Annotated in this window: 17 protein-coding genes; 8 read left to right on the top strand and 9 right to left on the bottom strand. The window is 63.8% G+C overall.

Annotated features, from left to right (window positions below; all coding sequences use genetic code 11):
* The first annotated feature begins 91 nt into the window (after window positions 1-91).
* From VC352_RS02085 to VC352_RS02065, 5 genes are all read left to right on the top strand, one after another.
* On the top strand, window positions 92-1009 hold the full coding sequence (locus VC352_RS02085) for an AAA family ATPase (RefSeq protein WP_322977915.1): 918 nt from the start codon (window positions 92-94) through the stop codon (window positions 1007-1009).
* Window positions 1009-1962 carry a DUF58 domain-containing protein gene (locus VC352_RS02080; RefSeq protein WP_322977914.1) on the top strand — a complete coding sequence of 318 codons (954 nt, stop codon included), beginning with the start codon at window positions 1009-1011 and terminating at the stop codon, window positions 1960-1962. The genes VC352_RS02085 and VC352_RS02080 overlap by 1 nt, the downstream gene beginning before the upstream one ends.
* Window positions 1959-3962: a DUF3488 and transglutaminase-like domain-containing protein gene (locus tag VC352_RS02075; protein ID WP_322977913.1), complete on the top strand. Its 2004-nt coding sequence runs from the start codon at window positions 1959-1961 to the stop codon at window positions 3960-3962. The genes VC352_RS02080 and VC352_RS02075 overlap by 4 nt, the downstream gene beginning before the upstream one ends.
* Window positions 3959-4729 (top strand): CHAD domain-containing protein, encoded by a 771-nt coding sequence (locus VC352_RS02070; RefSeq protein WP_322977912.1) that lies wholly within the window; start codon window positions 3959-3961, stop codon window positions 4727-4729. The genes VC352_RS02075 and VC352_RS02070 overlap by 4 nt, the downstream gene beginning before the upstream one ends.
* A 96-nt stretch (window positions 4730-4825) precedes the next feature.
* Entirely contained in the window at window positions 4826-5629 is an 804-nt protein-coding gene (locus tag VC352_RS02065) for an acyl-CoA thioesterase (protein WP_322977911.1), read from the top strand.
* Between the two features lie 12 nt (window positions 5630-5641).
* Here the strand turns inward: VC352_RS02065 and VC352_RS02060 are convergent, their stop codons facing one another.
* From VC352_RS02060 to VC352_RS02040, 5 genes are all read right to left on the bottom strand, one after another.
* A complete protein-coding gene (locus tag VC352_RS02060; RefSeq protein ID WP_322977910.1) occupies window positions 5642-7210 on the bottom strand; it encodes a GGDEF domain-containing protein in 1569 nt (522 codons plus the stop codon).
* Window positions 7207-7722 carry an oxidoreductase gene (locus VC352_RS02055; protein WP_322977909.1) on the bottom strand — a complete coding sequence of 172 codons (516 nt, stop codon included), beginning with the start codon at window positions 7720-7722 and terminating at the stop codon, window positions 7207-7209. The genes VC352_RS02060 and VC352_RS02055 overlap by 4 nt, the downstream gene beginning before the upstream one ends.
* 114 nt (window positions 7723-7836) lie before the next feature.
* Window positions 7837-8031, bottom strand: coding sequence for a hypothetical protein (locus VC352_RS02050; protein WP_322977908.1), 195 nt, complete (start codon window positions 8029-8031; stop codon window positions 7837-7839).
* A gap of 103 nt (window positions 8032-8134) precedes the next feature.
* Window positions 8135-9586 (bottom strand): methyl-accepting chemotaxis protein, encoded by a 1452-nt coding sequence (locus VC352_RS02045; protein ID WP_322977907.1) that lies wholly within the window; start codon window positions 9584-9586, stop codon window positions 8135-8137.
* Window positions 9587-9670: 84 nt separating this feature from the next.
* Complete coding sequence (locus VC352_RS02040) at window positions 9671-10498, bottom strand: TatD family hydrolase (RefSeq protein ID WP_322977906.1); 828 nt, start codon at window positions 10496-10498, stop codon at window positions 9671-9673.
* A gap of 231 nt (window positions 10499-10729) precedes the next feature.
* Here VC352_RS02040 and VC352_RS02035 point away from each other — a divergent pair, with 231 nt between their 5' ends.
* On the top strand, window positions 10730-12142 hold the full coding sequence (locus VC352_RS02035) for a transglycosylase SLT domain-containing protein (RefSeq protein ID WP_322977905.1): 1413 nt from the start codon (window positions 10730-10732) through the stop codon (window positions 12140-12142).
* A gap of 105 nt (window positions 12143-12247) precedes the next feature.
* Window positions 12248-12682, top strand: a complete 435-nt coding sequence (locus VC352_RS02030; RefSeq protein ID WP_322977904.1) for a DoxX family protein — start codon at window positions 12248-12250, stop codon at window positions 12680-12682.
* A gap of 66 nt (window positions 12683-12748) precedes the next feature.
* Here the strand turns inward: VC352_RS02030 and VC352_RS02025 are convergent, their stop codons facing one another.
* Entirely contained in the window at window positions 12749-13684 is a 936-nt protein-coding gene (locus tag VC352_RS02025; RefSeq protein ID WP_322977903.1) for a LysR family transcriptional regulator, read from the bottom strand.
* A 152-nt stretch (window positions 13685-13836) separates the two neighbouring features.
* Between VC352_RS02025 and VC352_RS02020 the strand changes: the two genes are divergently transcribed.
* Complete coding sequence (locus VC352_RS02020) at window positions 13837-15066, top strand: acyl-CoA dehydrogenase (protein WP_322977902.1); 1230 nt, start codon at window positions 13837-13839, stop codon at window positions 15064-15066.
* A gap of 54 nt (window positions 15067-15120) precedes the next feature.
* Here the strand turns inward: VC352_RS02020 and VC352_RS02015 are convergent, their stop codons facing one another.
* The 3 genes from VC352_RS02015 to VC352_RS02005 form a co-directional block, all read right to left on the bottom strand.
* Window positions 15121-15300 (bottom strand): hypothetical protein, encoded by a 180-nt coding sequence (locus VC352_RS02015; RefSeq protein WP_322977901.1) that lies wholly within the window; start codon window positions 15298-15300, stop codon window positions 15121-15123.
* A 12-nt stretch (window positions 15301-15312) separates the two neighbouring features.
* The gene (locus tag VC352_RS02010) at window positions 15313-16296 is read right to left on the bottom strand and encodes a TerC/Alx family metal homeostasis membrane protein (protein WP_322977900.1); all 984 of its coding nucleotides are present in this window, start codon (window positions 16294-16296) and stop codon (window positions 15313-15315) included.
* Between the two features lie 144 nt (window positions 16297-16440).
* Window positions 16441-17823 carry a substrate-binding domain-containing protein gene (locus tag VC352_RS02005; RefSeq protein WP_322977899.1) on the bottom strand — a complete coding sequence of 461 codons (1383 nt, stop codon included), beginning with the start codon at window positions 17821-17823 and terminating at the stop codon, window positions 16441-16443.
* Window positions 17824-17841: the final 18 nt, after the last annotated feature.

The raw sequence follows: 17841 nt of genomic DNA, 5'->3' as shown, positions 1-17841 counted from the left end.
GCCTCACAGTTTCGTGAGCAAAGGTTACATGGCGCTTTGCCCAGCGTCGGCGGCCCAGTAGCATCGGCAGCCTGGATCCGAGGAGCCGATGATGCGAAGTAAACTGGACGCCTGTCTCGATGCGGTCAACCACGTGCTGTTGGGCAAGGAGGGGCAGGTGCGGCTGGCCCTGGCCTGTTTGCTGGCGCGTGGGCACCTGTTGATCGAGGATTTGCCCGGCATGGGCAAGACCACCCTCAGTCATGCGCTGGCCCGTGTTTTGGGCTTGAGTTTTCAACGCATCCAGTTCACCTCGGATCTGTTGCCCGGCGACATTCTCGGTACCTCGGTATTCGATAAGGAAAACGGGCAGTTCGTCTTTCATCCGGGGCCGATCTTCGCCGAGCTGGTGCTGGCCGACGAGATCAACCGCGCTACGCCGAAGAGCCAGAGCGCCTTGCTCGAAGCCATGGAGGAGGGCCAGGTGACCATCGAGGGGGCCACGCGTCCTCTGCCGGAGCCATTTTTCGTGATTGCCACGCAGAATCCGGTGAGCAGCGGTGGCACTTACGCCTTGCCGGAATCACAGCTGGATCGTTTTCTCATGCGCCTATCGCTGGGCTACCCGGCGCAGGCCGCCGAGCGTGCCTTGCTGCTGGGCGATGCGCGGCGTGATTTGCTGCCGCGCCTCGAGCCCATTCTCGATCATGCCGAACTGGCATGCCTGCAGGCCGAGGTGCCCAAGGTGCGGGCCAGCGACGCGCTGGTGGATTACGTGTTGCGCCTGGTCGAGGCGACGCGCAGCCAGCCACAGTTCGCTTGGGGCCTGTCACCGCGCGCCAGCCTGGCGTTGCTCGCTGCGGCGCGGGCCTGGGCACGGCTGGCCGAGCGTGATTATGTGATCCCCGAGGATGTCCAGGCCGTACTGCCCTCGGTCGTCAGTCATCGCTTGCGCGAGCGTGCCGACCCGACCGGCCATGGCGGTGGCAGCCTGGTGCAGTGGCTGCTGCGTGAGGTTCCGGCGCTCTGATGCTGGCCTCGCTCAAGCCCTACTGGCGACGCTGGTTGGCGCGCCGTATCCCGGCAGCGGCCAGCGTGCGCCTCGATCAGCGGCGCATCTTCATCCTGCCGAGCGGCGTGGGGGCGGCTTTCGGCCTGGTGCTGCTGCTGATGCTCGTGGCGGCGATCAACTACCAGAACAGCCTGGCTTATGGTCTGACCTTTCTCCTCGCTGCGATCTTCGTGGTGGCCATTCTGCACACCTATCGCAATCTGGCCGGGCTGGTGCTCAAAGCTGGCGGTGGCACTGCGGTATTCAGCGGTGAGCAGGCCATCTTTCGTGTACGCCTGGAGAGCCTGGGGCGCGAGCACCAGGCCGTGGCGCTGGGCTGGCCGCCGACACCGTTGCGCCAGGTCGACGTAGCCGCCAAAGGGCTGACCGAGGTCGAGCTGAGCCTGGCGAGTGAACGTCGAGGCTGGCTGCAGCCGCCGCGGCTGCGGGTCGAGAGTCGTTTCCCGCTGGGCTTGCTGGTGGCCTGGAGTTGGGTCGACCTGGATCAGGCGGTGTTGGTCTACCCGCAGCCGCTTGCCGGTGAGTTGCCACTGGCTGCCGGTGCAGGCGAGGACGAAGAGGACGGGGTGCAGGCGCGCGGCCAGGGCGCGGATGACTTCCAGGGGCTGCGCGGCTATCAGCCCGGTGACTCCAAGCGTCGCCTGGCGTGGAAGGCTTATTCCCGTGGCCACGGGCTGCAGGTGAAGGATTTCGCCATGCTTGCCGGGCGCGATCTGTGGCTGGATTTCGACAGCCTGGCCGGTGATGTCGAGACGCGTCTGTCACGGCTCTGCCACTGGGTGTTGCAGCTCGCCGAGCGTCAGCAGCCCTTCGGCTTGCGTCTGCCGGGGCTGACGCTGGAGCCCGACCAGGGCGATGGTCACCGTGAGGCGTGCCTGCGGGCGTTGGCGCTGTTCGGAGAGAGTGCATGACTCCGGCACTGATTCCGCGTATCGCCCTGATCTGGCTGCTGGTGGCCCAGGTGCTGGTGATCCTGCCGCATCTGCTGCACTTGCCGCTCTGGGTGATAGGCCTGTGGTTACTGGCTGTTGTTTGGCGTATCCAGATTTTCCGCATGCGCCTGCGCTACCCCGGCGGTCTGGCCAAGGGCGCGCTGCTGGTGGCGGTGCTGGCCGGCATCCTGCTCTCGCGCGGCACCCTGATCGGTCTGGATGCCGCTGTGGTGCTGCTGATCGGCACGTTCATCCTGAAACTGGTGGAAATGCGCACGCGGCGTGACGCCCTGGTGCTGATCTTTCTTGGCTTCTTCTGCGTCGTCACGGCCTATCTGTTCGATGACGGCATCATCGCCGCGTTGTACAGCCTGTTGCCGACCCTTGCCTTGTTGGCCGCGCTGATCGGCCTGCAGCAGAGCCGCTTCGCTGCGCGTCCGTGGGCAACGTTACGATTGGCTGCGAGCCTGATGCTGCAGGCCGTACCGCTGATGCTGGTGCTGTTTCTGTTCTTTCCCCGGCTGGGGCCGTTATGGACGCTGCCGATGCCCAGCGACAAGGGCGTGACCGGGCTCTCCGACAGCATGGAACCCGCGGACATCGCCCAGCTCAGCCGGTCGTCCGAGCTGGCGTTCCGCGCCAGTTTCACGGGCGCCATTCCGCCGCGTACGCAACTGTACTGGCGCGCCCTGACGCTGGAGCGCTTCGACGGTCGACGTTGGTCGCAGTCTGGCTATGCGGCCATTCCGCGCGCGCCGCAGTGGCAGCCGCGTGGCGAGCCGGTCGACTACAGCATCATCATGCAGGCCAGTGGCAAGCCCTGGCTGTTCACCCTCGATGTCGCCGAAGCTCAGGCCGAGGAAAGCCGCATGATGAGCGATTTTCGCTGGCAGCGGGTGCGCCCGGTTGACCGCACGCTGCTTTACCAGGCACGTTCCTGGCCTGAGGCATTGCGTGAGCCACAGGCGGACGCCGCCATGCTGCGCCGGGCGCTGCAGTTGCCGCCGCAGGGTGAACCGCGCAGCCGCGAGTGGGCGGCGACGCTGCGCCGTGAGCATGCCGACGATGAAGCGCTGGTGACCGCGTTGCTGCACCATTTCAATCGTGAGCCCTATGTCTACACCCTGCGTCCACAGCCGCTCGGACGTGACAGCATCGATGAGTTCCTGTTCGACACCCGCCGCGGATTCTGTGCCCATTACGCCGGCGCGATGACCTTCGTGCTGCGCGCTGCAGGGATTCCGGCGCGCGTGGTCACCGGCTATCAGGGCGGCGAGCTGAACCCGGGTGGCAACTACGTGCAGGTTCGCCAGTTCGACGCTCACGCCTGGGTCGAATACTGGGTGCAGGGGCAGGGCTGGCGCAGCGTCGATCCGACCTTCCAGGTCGCTCCGCAGCGCATTGAAAGCGGGCTGGAAGAGGCCTTGGGCGCGGATGAAGCCTTCCTCGATGATCAGCCGTTCTCGCCGTTGCGTTACCGCGAGGTGGCCTGGATCAATCAGCTACGCCTGCAGTGGGAGAACCTCAACTACGGCTGGCAACGCTGGGTATTGGGCTATCAGGGCGAGCAGCAGGTGCAACTGCTGCAACGCTGGCTCGGCGGTCTCGACTGGCAGCGCCTGGCGCTGGTCATGCTGCTCGTCGGAGGCGGCCTGCTGGGCGCTCTGGCGTTATGGCTGCTCAAGCCCTGGCAGCAGCGACGTGACCCGATGCAGACCGTGCTCGGGCGCTTCGAGCGTGCCTTGCAGCGCCAGGGGTTGCGCCGTGCGACCGGCGAGGGACTGCGTGCCTTCACCGAGCGTGCAGCCACCGAGTTGCCGCAGCAGGCTGCTGCCATACAGCGGTTTGCCAACTGTTTCGAGCGTCAACGCTATGCGGGGTCGGCGTACGATGCGCGTGAGTTGCGCGCGGCGTTACGTGAGGTACGCCGTGCCATGCCCTGGCGCCCCAGGCGCAACCCTGTCGGAGAATCACGATGAAGGATGCCATCGAGCGTGATATCGCGCGTGTAGTTGCCTTGCACGTGCGCCTGTATGCCTGCCGTGAACGCCTTCTGGCCGTAACGGACGATGAGGCGCTGCATGATCTGCGCATTGCCTTGCGGCGCCTGCGCAGCCTGCTCAGGCCATTGCGTGGCCTGCCGTTGGTGCAGGTGCTGGAGCAGGCCGCTGGCGCTTTGGGGCGCCTCAGTGGCCCGGTGCGCGATCAGGAGGTGCTGCAGGGCGAATTGCAGCGCCTGGGCCACGCGCAACCTGCACAGGCGCTGGCCGTGGCGCGAGAAGACCAGTACCGCATGATCGCCACGGCGCGTGAAATGCGTGAATTGCTGGCGTTGCTTGACGACTGGCCGGCGCGCTGGCGGCAGGCCGGGCGAGACGGCGAACTCGACGGCCTGGACAGGCGCATCCGCCGGCGTCTGCGTCAGCAGCAGAAACGCCTGGCGCGGGCGTTACGCGAGCCGCAGCAGGATCGGCACGCCTTGCGGCTGTTGATCAAGCGCGTGCGTTACGGCGCTGAAGCCTACGCGCGGCAAAGCGGCCTCGATCCCGCCGTGCAGGCGCGCCTGAAAGCCGCGCAGGCTGCGTTGGGAGACTGGCATGATCGCCTGCAATGGTTGGCCCTGACCGAGAAAGAGCCCGGCCTGCAGGACTGCCGAGCGATCTGGAATGAAGCATTGGCGATGCATGTCGAGCGAGCGGACGAAGTGCTGCTGAAACTGCTCGGCGACTTCCCTCTGCAACGATAAGGCGACATTCTCGCCGAAAATTTGCCCGATATGCCGTGCAGTCTAACCACCTTGTTCCTCTAAGATCGCTGCCATGTTCAATCGACTGAGGTCGTCATGACGTTCACTGAGTTGCTCCATGCCGTGCGTACACAACCGGATCGAGTGGTGATCCCGGCCACCTGGGCGCAGGGGCGCGCCAGTTTTGGCGGATTGGTCGCCGCGCTGGCCTATGAGGCGATGCGTGCTCAGGTGCCCGAAGGGCGCCCGGTGCGTTCGCTGGCCATTACCTTCGTGGGGCCTGTTGCCCCGGATGTGCCGGTGAGCTTCGAGGCTGAGGTGCTGCGTGAAGGCAAGGCCGTCAGCCAGATGGCTCTGCGTGCCGTGCAGGACGGCCAGGTCGTGACCCTGGTGCAGGGCAGTTTCGGTGCGCCGCGTGAGTCGGTCGTCGAGGTGTTGCCATTGCCGGCACCGCAGATCGAGCCGGCCGAGCGCTGCCAGGAGCTGCCCTACCTGCGCAATGTCACCCCCGAGTTCACCCGTTATCTGGCCATGCGCTGGGGCATTGGCGGTTTGCCGTTCAGCCACAACAAGTCGCGGCAGATGGGGGGCTGGGTGCGTCTGCGCGGCGAAGCGGTGGCGCAGCCTGAGTGGCTGACGGAGGCGCATCTGCTGGCATTGGTCGATGCCTGGCCACCGGCGGTGCTGTCGCACTTGCAAGAACCGGCGCCGGGTAGCTCGCTGACCTGGACCTGCGAATTCGTCCAGCCACTGCCGGCGGTGATGAGCGACGCCTGGTGCCTGTACCGTGCCGAGATCGAGCATGCGCGCGATGGTTACGGCCATGTCGCCGCTGCGTTGTGGAGCCCGGCAGGCGAGTTGATTGCGCTTAGCCGGCAAACGGTAACGGTATTCGCCTGAGTGCTGCGCCGCTCAGGGACTGGCGTGCTCGACGCGGTTGCGGCCGTTGCTCTTGGCCTGGTAGAGGGCGCTGTCTGCCCGGCTCATGACGCCTTCCAGTGGTTCTGCCGGGCGTCTGGCGGCCGCGCCAATGCTGACGGTCAGGTGTAGTGGGCGACCATCCACGGCCTTGAGTTGCAGGTTCTGTACGGCACTGCGCAGGCGTTCGGCGACTGCTGCGGCGCTCGTCGGATCGGTTTGCGTGAGCAGGGCGGCGAACTCTTCGCCGCCAAGACGGCCGACGATGTCTACCTCACGCATTTCCCTGAGTAGCAGCTGCCCCAGCTTTGCCAGCACTTCATCGCCGCTCTGGTGGCCGTAAAGGTCGTTGACCTGCTTGAAGTGATCGATGTCCAGCATCAGCAGGGTGCAGGGCTGATCGAAACGCTCGGCGCTCTTCACCAGGTCGGCAGCGCGCTGCATGAAAGCATGACGATTGCTGAGGCCGGTGAGCGCGTCAGTGGTCGCCAGCACCAACAGCTCCTGTTCCATGCGCTTGCGCAGACTGATGTCATAGCACCAGATCAACTGCGCGGGCGTGCCGCGATACTCGAGCAGGCGTCCGGATACGACGCCCCAGTAGGATTCGTCTCCGGCCAACTGACTTTCCCAGTCATCGACACGGTGCCTTGCCAGCAGCGCCTCGCGAAAATGCATGGCCTCTCGCGCATTGACGAACAGGCGATCGAGGCGGAACTCGCTGGTGTGTTTCAAGCCCAGGCGTTCCAGCAGGCGCTGATTGACGAAGTACACCTGATGACCCTGGCTGGCTATCAGGGCTACATCGCTGGGGCTGGCGTCGAGAATCTGCATCAGCAGTGCCTGGCCTTCGCTGAGCTCGGCGGTGCGTTGGCTGACACGTTGTTCGAGCGATTGATTGAGCTCGGCCAGGCTATTGGAGAGCGCGTGTGCCTTGCGGTAATCGATGATCAGACGAGCGACCAGCAGTGAGCCGCCCAGCAGCAGGCCCAGCAGGGCCCAACCGAGGCTAGTGAAGTACTGGTACAGATGCTCGCGTTCGGCATCGAGCTCGTTAGCCAGGGAGATATTGGTAGCGACCAGTACTTCGTGTATCGGCTGACGCAGGGTGGGCAGTTCCTGCAGCACCTCTTCGGCGACGCGCCGGCTACCTTGCGCATCGCCCCAATGGGCCATGGCGTCCCAGCGCCGGCTCAGCATCTCGGTGCGTCCCAGTGTGGCCTGCGCCGCCGGACGGGACTCGGGTAGAAAGTCGAACAGGTGCTGGCCGCTCAAGGGCTCGACCAGGCTGCGCAACACCTGAACCCGCACCACCATGTCATCGCTTGGCAGCGTGCCTTGCAGCAGCGATTGAGCGGCCGTTTGCATCCGATCGAGCTCGGCGTGAACCTGATAGGCCTGCCATAGCTCACTGTGCAGGGTCGGCAAGGCCAGGTGCCTGGACTGCTTGTGCACGAGCCACAAGGCGCCGGCCACGGTCAGTGTCATGAACACGACCAGTAGGGTCAGGGCGGTCAGCTTCAGGCGCTTGCGCAGATAGGCGAGGGCGGGTGCGGCAGTCATTCGAGGTGAATCTCACTGAGCTGCCAGATGGCACGGTTGTAAAACAGTTGCTGGCGCAACTCGGGATAGTCGTCGAATGGGTAGATCAGATGAAGCGGGCCGAAATCGCGGATGGCCATGAGCTGATCATCACGCCGATAAGCGATGAGAGGCTGGTAGCGCTCGATATCGAGACGAGGGATGAAGATCGAATATTGATTCAACGCCCTGGCATGCAGGGCGTTGCCCTTTTCGGCTCCGCTGACGCTGGCCAGCAGATCGGCGAGCGAAACGCCGAGCCACAGATGCGCAACACCTTGTGCGTCTTTCAGGCGAATGCGGCTCTGCGGCAGGCGCTGCAGCTCGGCAAGGGTGAAGGTATGACGCTGGCCGTCGAGCAGGTACAGATCCAGCGCAGGACGATCCAGCGGATAAGGAACGGACTCGGCCATTGCCAGGGGCAAATGAGTCAATGCGAGAATAATTACGACAAAAAAATGTCGCATGAGCGACATACCACTATCGTTGGTCAATATGTTGTCGAATGTATCTGCTCTGACTCCACTTCCTTCAGCTAACCCGACGAACGGTCATGCAAAGCCATGCTGGCGTCGCATCGAGGCGCTGCCAGCTTCGCTCTGGAACGTTCAGTGTGTGTCTCGCAGCACGAGGCCGGCGGAGCCGCCAATCAGCGCCAGGGCGAGTGGCACCAGCGCAGTTTGGGACAGACCGATGAACAACAGCACCAGCGAAAGCCCCATGAATACCCCGGACAGCGCACGCGAAGCACTGTGCAGGGGTGAACCGCGAGAACCGATCAGGCGCGAATGTAAGGTGGCCATGCTGCATTCCTCCCAGATATGTCGCGAGTCTAGGTCGTGCAGCAGGCTGGGGGCGAATGAGCAAAGGCTATGGCCTGCATAGCCTTTTCATGGGGCGGGGCGATCAATGGCGTAGCTGACGGATCGCCTGGTTTAGCTGGCCGGCGAGCTCGGCCAACTGCTGGCTGGTCGCGGCCGATTCCAGGGTCTGACCCACGGTTCGTTCGGTGACATCGCGGATGCCGACCACCGAACGGCTCATTTCCTCGGCGACCTGGCTCTGCTGATTCGCCGCCACGGCAATCTGAGTATTGCTGTCACGCATCAGCGCCACCGCCGCGGTGATGGCCGCCAGCGATTCACCTGCCTCCTGCGCCAGTTGCACGCACAGGTTGGCGCTTTCCGAACTCTCGCGCATGAACTCCACGGCATCGCGGGTGCCGCCCTGCAGGTTGCCGATCATCTGGGTGATTTCGTCGGTGGACTCTTGCACCCGCTTGGCCAGGTTGCGTACCTCGTCGGCGACCACCGCGAAACCTCGTCCCATCTCGCCAGCGCGTGCCGCCTCGATGGCGGCGTTGAGCGCCAACAGGTTGGTCTGTTCGGCAATGCCATGTATCACGCCGACCACGCGATTGATGTGCTGGCTGTCCTCAGCCAGGCGCTCGATGCTGCCGGCGCTCTGGCGTACGCCCTGAGACAGGGCGGCGATGGATTGCTCGACGCGTTCGACTACCTGCTGGCCGGCGCGGGCCAACTGATCGGCGTTGAGTGACTGATCACGCGTGGTACCCGCGTGATCGGCGATGTGCTGCACCGTCGCCGACATCTCGTTGATCGCCGTGGCGGCCTGATCCGTCTCGCTCTGCTGGGCGAGCATGCCCTGGCGTACGCTGCCCATGTGCAGAGCCAGGCTGCTGGTGCCATTGTCGAGGTCAGCGGCGACCTTACCCACGGTACCGACCACGCGCTGGTAACCGGCTTGCATGGCGTTGAAGGCGGCGGCCATCTGCCCCACCTCGTCACGGCTGTCCAGCGGCACCCGCAGAGACAGATCGCCGCTGCGTTCGGCCTGCAGCATCACGTCCTTGAGCGTATTGAGGTGGCTGAGCAGGAAGCGGATGAGCAGTTGCGAGGCGGCCAGCAGCAGGAGCATCAGCACCGCCACGGCCAAGGCGTAGCTGGTGGCATGCTCGAAGAACAGCTGCAGCAGGCTTGGCGCGTGAGCCTCGATGCTCACGATGCGGCCATCCGGCAGGCTGGTGCGTTGCGTCCCTATGAGCGGGTTTTGCGCGAACCAGTTGTCGTGCTCGAGGGCCGTCCAGCCACTGGCATCAGGCTTGTCTGATGCTGCGGCATCGATCCGTAGATTGGCGAGGCTCGGCAGTGGTGCCTGCTTGGGCCACTGCTGCAACAGCTGAGTCTGTTGCACGGCTGTCTGGCGCGCATCGAGGGCGCGTGCTGACTGCTCGGTGTGCAAGGCGAACAGCACCAGCAGCAGGGTAATGGCGAACGCGACAGCGTTGACCGCCCAGAACTTGTATTTGAGGGAGAGGTTGCTGATCCAGGCGCGCATATTCTTGTCGTCCGTTTCGATGCGGTCGTTATTGGCGATGTGCCAGCAGTATGGCGTGTTGGTATGTCGGAGTCTTGACGTCAATCAAGAATCTTGTACAGCGTCCATCAGTATGGTCGGTAAGCCGAAGAATGCGCGAGCACAGGCGCTGGTCTGAGCCGCCAATTGTTCCTCCGTCTGACTCCTGTGCAGGGCGACTTCCTGCAGGATGGCCGGCAGGAAGGCCGGTTCATTGCGGCCGTTCTTCGGTTTGGGTCGCAGGTTGCGTGGCAACAGGAAGGGCGAGTCGGTTTCCAGCATCAGGCGTTCGCCGGGGATGTCCTTGAGCAGTGGGTGCAGGTGAGTGCCGCGACGCTCATCGCAGACCCAGCCAGTGATGCCGATGTGCAGATCGAGATCGAGATAGGCATAGAGCGCCTTGCGCTCGCCAGTGAAGCAGTGCACGACGGCCGCCGGCAGGCGGTCGCGAAAATCCCGCAGGATTTCCAGCAGGCGCTGGCTGGCGGCGCGCTCATGCAGGAACACTGGCATGCGCAGCTCGGCGGCAAGCGCCAGCTGTTCCTCCAGGGCTTTTTCCTGGCTTGGTCGCGGTGAGAAGTCTCGGTCGAAGTCCAGCCCGCATTCGCCCACCGCCTTTACCTGAGCTTCGCCGAGCAGGGCTTCGAGCGCCGCGCGGGAGGCACCATTCCAACTACTGGCATCGTGCGGGTGAACGCCAGCGGTGCTGAACAGTCGCGTACCCTCGGCATCCAGTTGTCGGCAAAGCGCCAGGCTGGCTTCGCTTTCGGCGACACTGGTGCCCGTCAGCACCATCTGGCACACCCCGGCAGCCCAGGCGCGCTCCAACAGTGCCTCGGCCTGTGGGGCGAGGCTGGGATGGGTAAGATTGACGCCGATATCGATGAGTTGCATGGTGCCACCTGGTTTGAATCTGTCGCGAGCATATCAGATGTCTGCCTTTCATCGAAAAAGGCAGTAAATACAATGAATTGGTGCGTCTTTTTAAACATCGGATAAGGAGGTGAGGTGGCGCCGATTCGCCAGCTGTGCGACCCTCCGCAACCTTTTCGAGCCAGGGAACTTGCGTGTTTCCCCGTGCTCTGAGCTCGGCGGCTGATTGCCACCCTCCCAGGAGACTCCCTATTGCGTCTGTTGCTGACCCTGTGCCTGCTGGTGCTGCTGCCGCTTTCGGCGAGCGCACGCCTGGCCGGTCCGCAGGAGGTTGGCAGTCAGCCTGGCGTCACCCGTGATCTGCCCTCCATCCGCAGTAGTGGCGAGCTGCGTGTGCTGGTCAACCAGAGTCGCAACAGTTCCGGGTCGGTGAAAGGGCAGAGCATCGGCGTCGAATACCACCGCTTGCGCGCCTTCGAGCAATATCTGAACCGCAACGCCCGCGATGGCCGTAGCCTGACGCTGAAGATCATCCCCAAGGCCAAGGATCAACTGCTTGGCGCCCTGCAGCGTGGCGAAGGCGATCTGGTCGCGCCGGGCGAGTTGCTCGATGTGCGTACCGGGCATGACGTCAGCGCCAGCAAGGCGATCCGTCGCGACGTATCGCTGGTGCTGGTCTCTCGCCAGGGCAATCGTCAGTACCGCAACCTCGAACAACTGGCGGGGCGTAGCCTGTCTCTGCCGGCTGGCAGCGCGGTCGGCGAAGCCTTGCGGCGGATCAACCAGCAACTGGCAGACCGCAAGCTGCCGCCAATCGTGGTGGAGTGGGTCGACCCGACCCTGGCGGTCGAGGACGTGCTGGAAATGGTACAGGCGGGCATTTTCGAGCGCACGGCGGTGGAGTTGCCCATCGCCGAGCGCTGGGCCAAGGTGATGCCCAAGCTGCGTGTCGACCGCCACCTGGTGCTGGCGCGAGACGGTGAGATGAAGTGGTTCGTGCGCCCGGATGCGCCGATGCTGCGGGCCAGCATCGACAAGTTCTTCGATGGTTACCAGGCGCCCGCCGACCAGGACGCGACCTTCCAGCGTGTCTATCGGCGTTTGTACAAGGTGCATTCGCCGCTCGGTCGTGCCGAGCGCCAGCGCCTGGAGAGCGTTCGCGCCGTGCTGCAGCAGCATGCCGAGCTGAATGATTTCGACTGGCTGATGCTGGCTGCCGTGGCCTTCAAGGAGTCCACACTGAATCCGCGTGCGCGCGGTGCCAGCGGCGCCACCGGCCTGATGCAGATCACCCCGGCAGCGGCGCGCAGCGTCGGGGTGGGCAACATCCAGAGTGTCGATGGCAACGTCCAGGCCAGCAGCAAGTACCTGGCGAAGATACGCCGCAGCTTCTTCAACAGTGCCCAGCTCAATGAGCGCGAGCGCATGGCGTTCGTCCTGGCGGCTTACAACCTGGGCCCGCAACGGGTGCAGAGCATGCGCGCCGAGGCACGCCGCCGTGGCCTCAATCCCAATCAGTGGTTCTTCCAGGTCGAACGCGTGGCCATGGAGCAGATGGGCATGGGCGTCGTGAGTTACGTCAATGCGGTCAACAAGTACTACCTTGCTTATGACCGCGAGCGCTATTTGCTGGAGCCACAGGGCAGGCGAGTGACGCTCAAGTAAGTATCTAATTATTCGATTTAGATAAGCGGTATTTTTCGGTTTTTAAATCGAATAAGTTGGATATTATGAGCGCCATCAACCCCCACACATGAAGGACCTCCCGCAATGAACGCACTGATCAAACGCATCACCGCTACCCAGGCTGGCTTCGGTATCACCATCCTGCGCATCGTCGCCGGCATCACCTTTGCCGCCCATGGTTCGCAAAAGCTGTTTGGCTGGTTCGGCGGCTACGGCCTGGCTGGGGTCGGGCAGTGGATGGAAAGCATCGGTCTGACTCCGGGCTACCTGATGGCACTGATGGCCGGTAGCGCCGAGTTCTTCGGTGGCCTGGCGTTGATCGTCGGCCTGCTGGTGCGTCCGGCAGCTGCGGTGCTGGCTGTGACCATGCTGGTGGCGATCTTCACCGTGCACCTGGTCAATGGCTTCTTCATGGCCAACAACGGTTACGAGTTCGCCCTGGCCCTGCTGGCCGTGAGCGTGGCGCTGCTGATCGAAGGCGCCGGCAAGGCTTCGCTGGACGGCACTATCGCTCGCTGATCGCGCTTCGTTGCAAACGAGAAGGCCCGCATGATGCGGGCCTTCTTGCGTCTGGGTGTCGCCTGGTCAGGCCGTTGCGGCCTGTTCGGCTTTCTTCTCCTGCGCGACCACCTGTTGCGCCAGCTCGATCATCTGTTCGCGCATCCAGCGGTTGGCCGGATCCTGATCCGTGCTTTCATGCCAGTACAGGTGGGTTTCCAGCGTCGGTACGTCGCCGACCGGCAGGGTCACATGATGCAGGTTGTGGCGACGGGCGAAGCGCTCCGGCACGGTCATCACCATGTCGGTCTGCTGCATCACGCTGCTGGCCATCAGATAGTGCTGCGAGCGCAGGGCGATCTTGCGCTGAATACCCATCTTGCCCAGGGCCAGATCCACGTAGCCAAGGCCGCTGCGGCGGCTGGAAATGTGGATGTGGGTCAGCGACAGGTATTCGTCGAGGCTGATCTTTTCCTTGGCCAGCGGATGGCCGGGGCGCATGGCGCAGACATAGCGGTCATCCAGCAGCTTGACGTGGCGCACCTGCGGATCGGTATTCAGGGGAGCGTCGACGGCGAAGTCCAGGCGCCCGGCGGCCAGTTCCTTGGTGGTTTCACGACGCTTGGCCAGAAAACTCTCGATGCACACGCTCGGTGCCAGACGGCGCAGGCGCTGGAACAGCGGCGGCAGGAGGATCTGCTCGGAGAGGTCGGTCATGCTGATGCGGTAGGTCTTGCCGGCCTGCTGCGGGTTGAAGGTGCGGCTTTCCTGCACGGAGACGCGCAGCAACTGCAGGGCATTGCGCACTGGGCCGATGATGTTCTGCGCCATGGGTGTCGGCACCATGCCCTGCGCGGTACGGACGAACAGTGGGTCGTTGAAGGTTTCGCGCAGGCGGGCGAGTGCGTTGGAAACAGCAGGCTGAGTGATGCCGACGATCTGCCCTGCACGGGTCAGGTTGGCCTCGGTGTAGATGGCATCGAAGACGATGAAGAGGTTCAGATCGACCTTGGTCAGGTTCATGCCGGACGTGCTCCAGGACTGTTGTTATTGGCCGATCATATATCGGTTATGAATGTTCATACACGCTGAAAATAGGTTCGATAAATCTTAACTGCTGTTCTAGCATCCTTTCCATAACGACCTCACCCCCGATTCGCCAGAAGGTACAGCCCATGGATTTCGCCTATTCCCCCAAGGTTCAAGAGCTGCGTGAGCGCGTCAGCGCGTTCATGGAGACGCACGTCTACCCGGCCGAAGCGGTATTCGAGCAACAGGTGGCCGAAGGTGATCGCTGGCAACCGACCGCGATCATGGAAGAGCTGAAGAACAAGGCCAAAGCCGAAGGTCTGTGGAACCTGTTCCTGCCTGAATCCGACTACGGTGCGGGCCTGACCAATACCGAGTACGCGCCGCTGGCGGAAATCATGGGTCGCTCGCTGATCGGCCCGGAGCCGTTCAACTGCGCCGCACCGGACACCGGCAACATGGAAGTGCTGGTGCGCTATGGCAATGAAGCGCAGAAGCAGCAATGGCTGGAGCCGTTGCTGTCCGGCGAGATTCGCTCCGCCTTCGCCATGACCGAGCCGGGCGTGGCCTCCAGCGATGCCACCAACATGCAGGCCAATGCCCGTCGCGAAGGTGACGAGTGGGTGATCAATGGCCGCAAGTGGTGGACTTCCGGTGCCTGCGACCCGCGCTGCAAGGTGATGATCTTCATGGGCCTGACCAACCCGGATGCGCCGCGTCACCAGCAGCACTCGATGATTCTGGTGCCGATGGATGCGCCGGGTGTCACCGTGCTGCGGCCGCTGCCGGTGTTCGGCTACGACGACGCGCCGCATGGCCACGCCGAGGTGCTGTTCGAGAACGTGCGCGTGCCCTACGAGAACGTGCTGCTGGGTGAGGGGCGTGGCTTCGAAATCGCCCAGGGCCGCCTCGGCCCGGGCCGTATCCACCACTGCATGCGTTCGATCGGCATGGCCGAGCGTGCGCTGGAACTGATGTGCAAGCGTGCCGTGAGTCGTACCGCTTTTGGCAAGCCGCTGGCACGCCTGGGCGGCAACATCGACCACATCGCCGACTCGCGCATGGAGATCAACCAGGCACGTCTGCTGACCCTCAACGCGGCTTACATGATGGATACGGTCGGCAACAAGATCGCCGCCAGCGAAATCGCTCAGATCAAGGTGGTGGCGCCCAACGTCGCGCTCAAGGTGATCGACCGGGCGATCCAGATGCATGGCGGCGCCGGGGTTTCCAACGACTTCCCGCTGGCCTACTGGTACGCCATGCAGCGCACCCTGCGCCTGGCCGACGGCCCGGACGAGGTTCACCGCGCTGCCATCGGCAAATACGAGATCGGCAAGTACGTGCCGCGCGAGATGATGAAGGCCAGCCGCTGAATCATCGACGCTGAACGACGAGGCCCGCATTTGCGGGCCTCGTCGTTTTTGCCGTCATTGCGGCCTGTCTTCGCTTTGCGGTCGTTGGTCGGCCTGGGTCAGGCGCATATGCAATTGCGCGGCAAAGGCGCGTGCCGACAGTTCTTCGTGAAAGGTCAGGGTGCGGCGGCCGAACCTGACCTGCCAGACGGCTTGGCCCTGGCGCTCAAGGCGTTCTATGCAGACCTGCGACATTGCCACTCCTCGTCATTCGATGGCCTTCTGGTCGCGCGTTCTGAGCAGGGAGAACAGTACGCCGCCGGCCAGCAGAGCCAAGGTTACGCCAAGTGAGAGCAGGGCGGGAACCTCGAACAGATCGTGCAGGATAATCTTGCCGCCGATGTACATCAGCACCAGTGCCAGCGCGTACTTGAGGTAGATGAAGCGATGCAGCAGCGCAGCCAGCGCGAAATACAGCGCACGCAGGCCGAGGATGGCGAAGATGTTCGAGGTGTAGACGATGAACGGATCCTGGGAAATGGCCAGCACTGCGGGCACGCTGTCGACCGCGAAGACCAGGTCGGCCAGCTCGATCAATATCAGCGCCAGCAGCAGGGGCGTGGCATGCAGCAGCGTCTTGCCACTGGCATCCGGCAGGCGAACCAGGAAGCGGCCGTCATGCAGCTTGTCGGTGACGCGCAGGCGCCTGCGCACGAAGCGGATCAGCGGGTTCTGCGCCGGATTTGGATGGGGCGCATCGTCACCGCTGCGCAGCATCCTGATACCGCTCAGCAGCAGGAAGGCGCCGAAGACATAGAGAATCCAGTCGAATTGCCGAACCAGCGCCGTGCCCAGGCCGATCATGATCGCGCGCAGTACGATCACCCCGAGGATGCCCCAGAACAGCACGCGGTGCTGGTAGCGCCGGGGAATGCCGAAGTAGCCGAGGATCATCGCCATGACGAAGAGGTTGTCCATCGACAGCGACTGCTCGACGAGCAAGCCGGTGTAGAACTCCATGGCTTTGGTGGTGCCCAGCTCCCACCCGATCCAGCCGCCGAACGCCACGCCGACGCTGAAATAGCCTGCATAGAGCAACAGGCTCTCGCGCACCTCGATCTCGTGCTGGTCGCGGTGCAGCACACCGAGGTCGAGGACGAGCAGGACGATGATCAGCAGCAGGAAGGCCAGCCAGAACCAGGCGGGTGTGCCGAACAAGGGCGTTGTGAAAAAGGCCGGTAGAGCGTTCATGAGCCCTCTCGATGTCTGCCTGAGTTGAAGGAGATCGACTCAGTGACTCCGACATCACGGTGAGCAAGCTCACCGCCAGAGGGGCCCGGCGTCACGCTGGTGAAAGGTTAGTTGCTGGTAGGTGAGCTGCCAAGCGACGCAGGTTCAGTAGACCCACACCTCGACCCGGCGGTTGCGCAGGCGGCCGCTGTCTTCGCTGTTGGCAGCGACTGGCAGCTCATCACCGAGCCCGGTGATTTCGCGGAAGATGACGCCCTGGCGGGCCAGTTCGCGGCGCACGGCCATGGCGCGCAGCTTGGACAGTAGCTCGGCGCGCGCCGGATCACTCTTGGCATCGCCGAAGCCGACCAGTACCACCTTGTCGTGCAGCTTGTCATGGCTTCTGAGGTAATCGAGAACGCGTGTCAGGTCGCGCTGCGCCTTGTTGTCCAGGCTGGCGCTGCCTTCCTGGAAGCGGAAGTTCACCGACAGGCGCTGCGCCTGCTCGGCCAGTTGCCGGTAATCGGCGGGCATCTGTGCCTGAGGTGCGACCTTGACCGCCTGCACCGTCTGAGCGATGAAGCCGTTGTCGGCAACGATCTTCTGCCCGGCGGGGCTGTGGGTGAAGTCGATCAGCGCGCGCACCCAGGAATTGCTCGATTGCGCCGGGTTGTAGAAGAACAGCCGGCGTGCCAGGGGGTAGTCCTCGGTGGCGATCAGCGTGGCGCTGGGCAGCATGGGCTGCGAATCGCCCGAGGCGATGGCCACGGCCTTGGCCTGGCGGATGTAGGGCAGGCCGATGAAGCCGATACCGTTCGGGTCGCCGCTCACCTCATCGGAGAGCTGGCTGCTGGATTCGAAGCGTTTCGCGCCTGCCGCCAGAGTGCGTGCGCCTGGCGCCAGCACCAGCTCCTTGAAGGTGTCGTAGGTGCCGGAGTTGTCATCGCGGGCGTACAGGGTGACGGCGCCAGGGCGGCCGCCCAGCTCGCGCCAGTCACGAATCTCGCCGGCGAACAGGCGCGCCAGTTGCTCGACGCTGAGATTGCCGATGGGATTGCTCGGGTTGACGATGATGGCCAGGCCGTCGATGGCGATGACTTGTTCGGATCGCGCGTCATGCATGTCGCCCAGGGTCGCCAATTCGCCCGCTTCGGCTGCCTTGATCGGGCGTGAGGAGGCGGCCAGATCGGCGCTGCCGTTCTTCAGTGCGACGAACCCGGTGCCGGAACCGTGGGCGGCGACTTCAGCGACGACCAGGCGGCCGTCGGCCTGGCGGGCGAGGATACGTTGTTCGTTCTCGGCCTTGCCCGCTTCACTGCGTATGTCGCTCAAACCCTGCGCGGCGAAGAGCGCCTTGATCAGCTCCGGGCCGAGCTTGGCACCAATGGTGTTGGAACCCTGGATACGCAGGACGGTTGCGCCGTTCTGCGCAGCGGGCAGGGCGGCGAATACCGACAGGGGCAGGGCGTAGCAGATGAAACCCAGGAGCAGCAGCGACAGCGTGCGGCTCCACAGGTCGTGGTCATGGCTGGATTGGGCGCGCGGCATGCGGCGAACACCTTGTGC

This window comes from Pseudomonas sp. C11 (genome assembly GCF_034683865.1).
GTDB lineage: Bacteria > Pseudomonadota > Gammaproteobacteria > Pseudomonadales > Pseudomonadaceae > Aquipseudomonas.
This window is presented reverse-complemented; position numbering and strand designations above follow the sequence as displayed.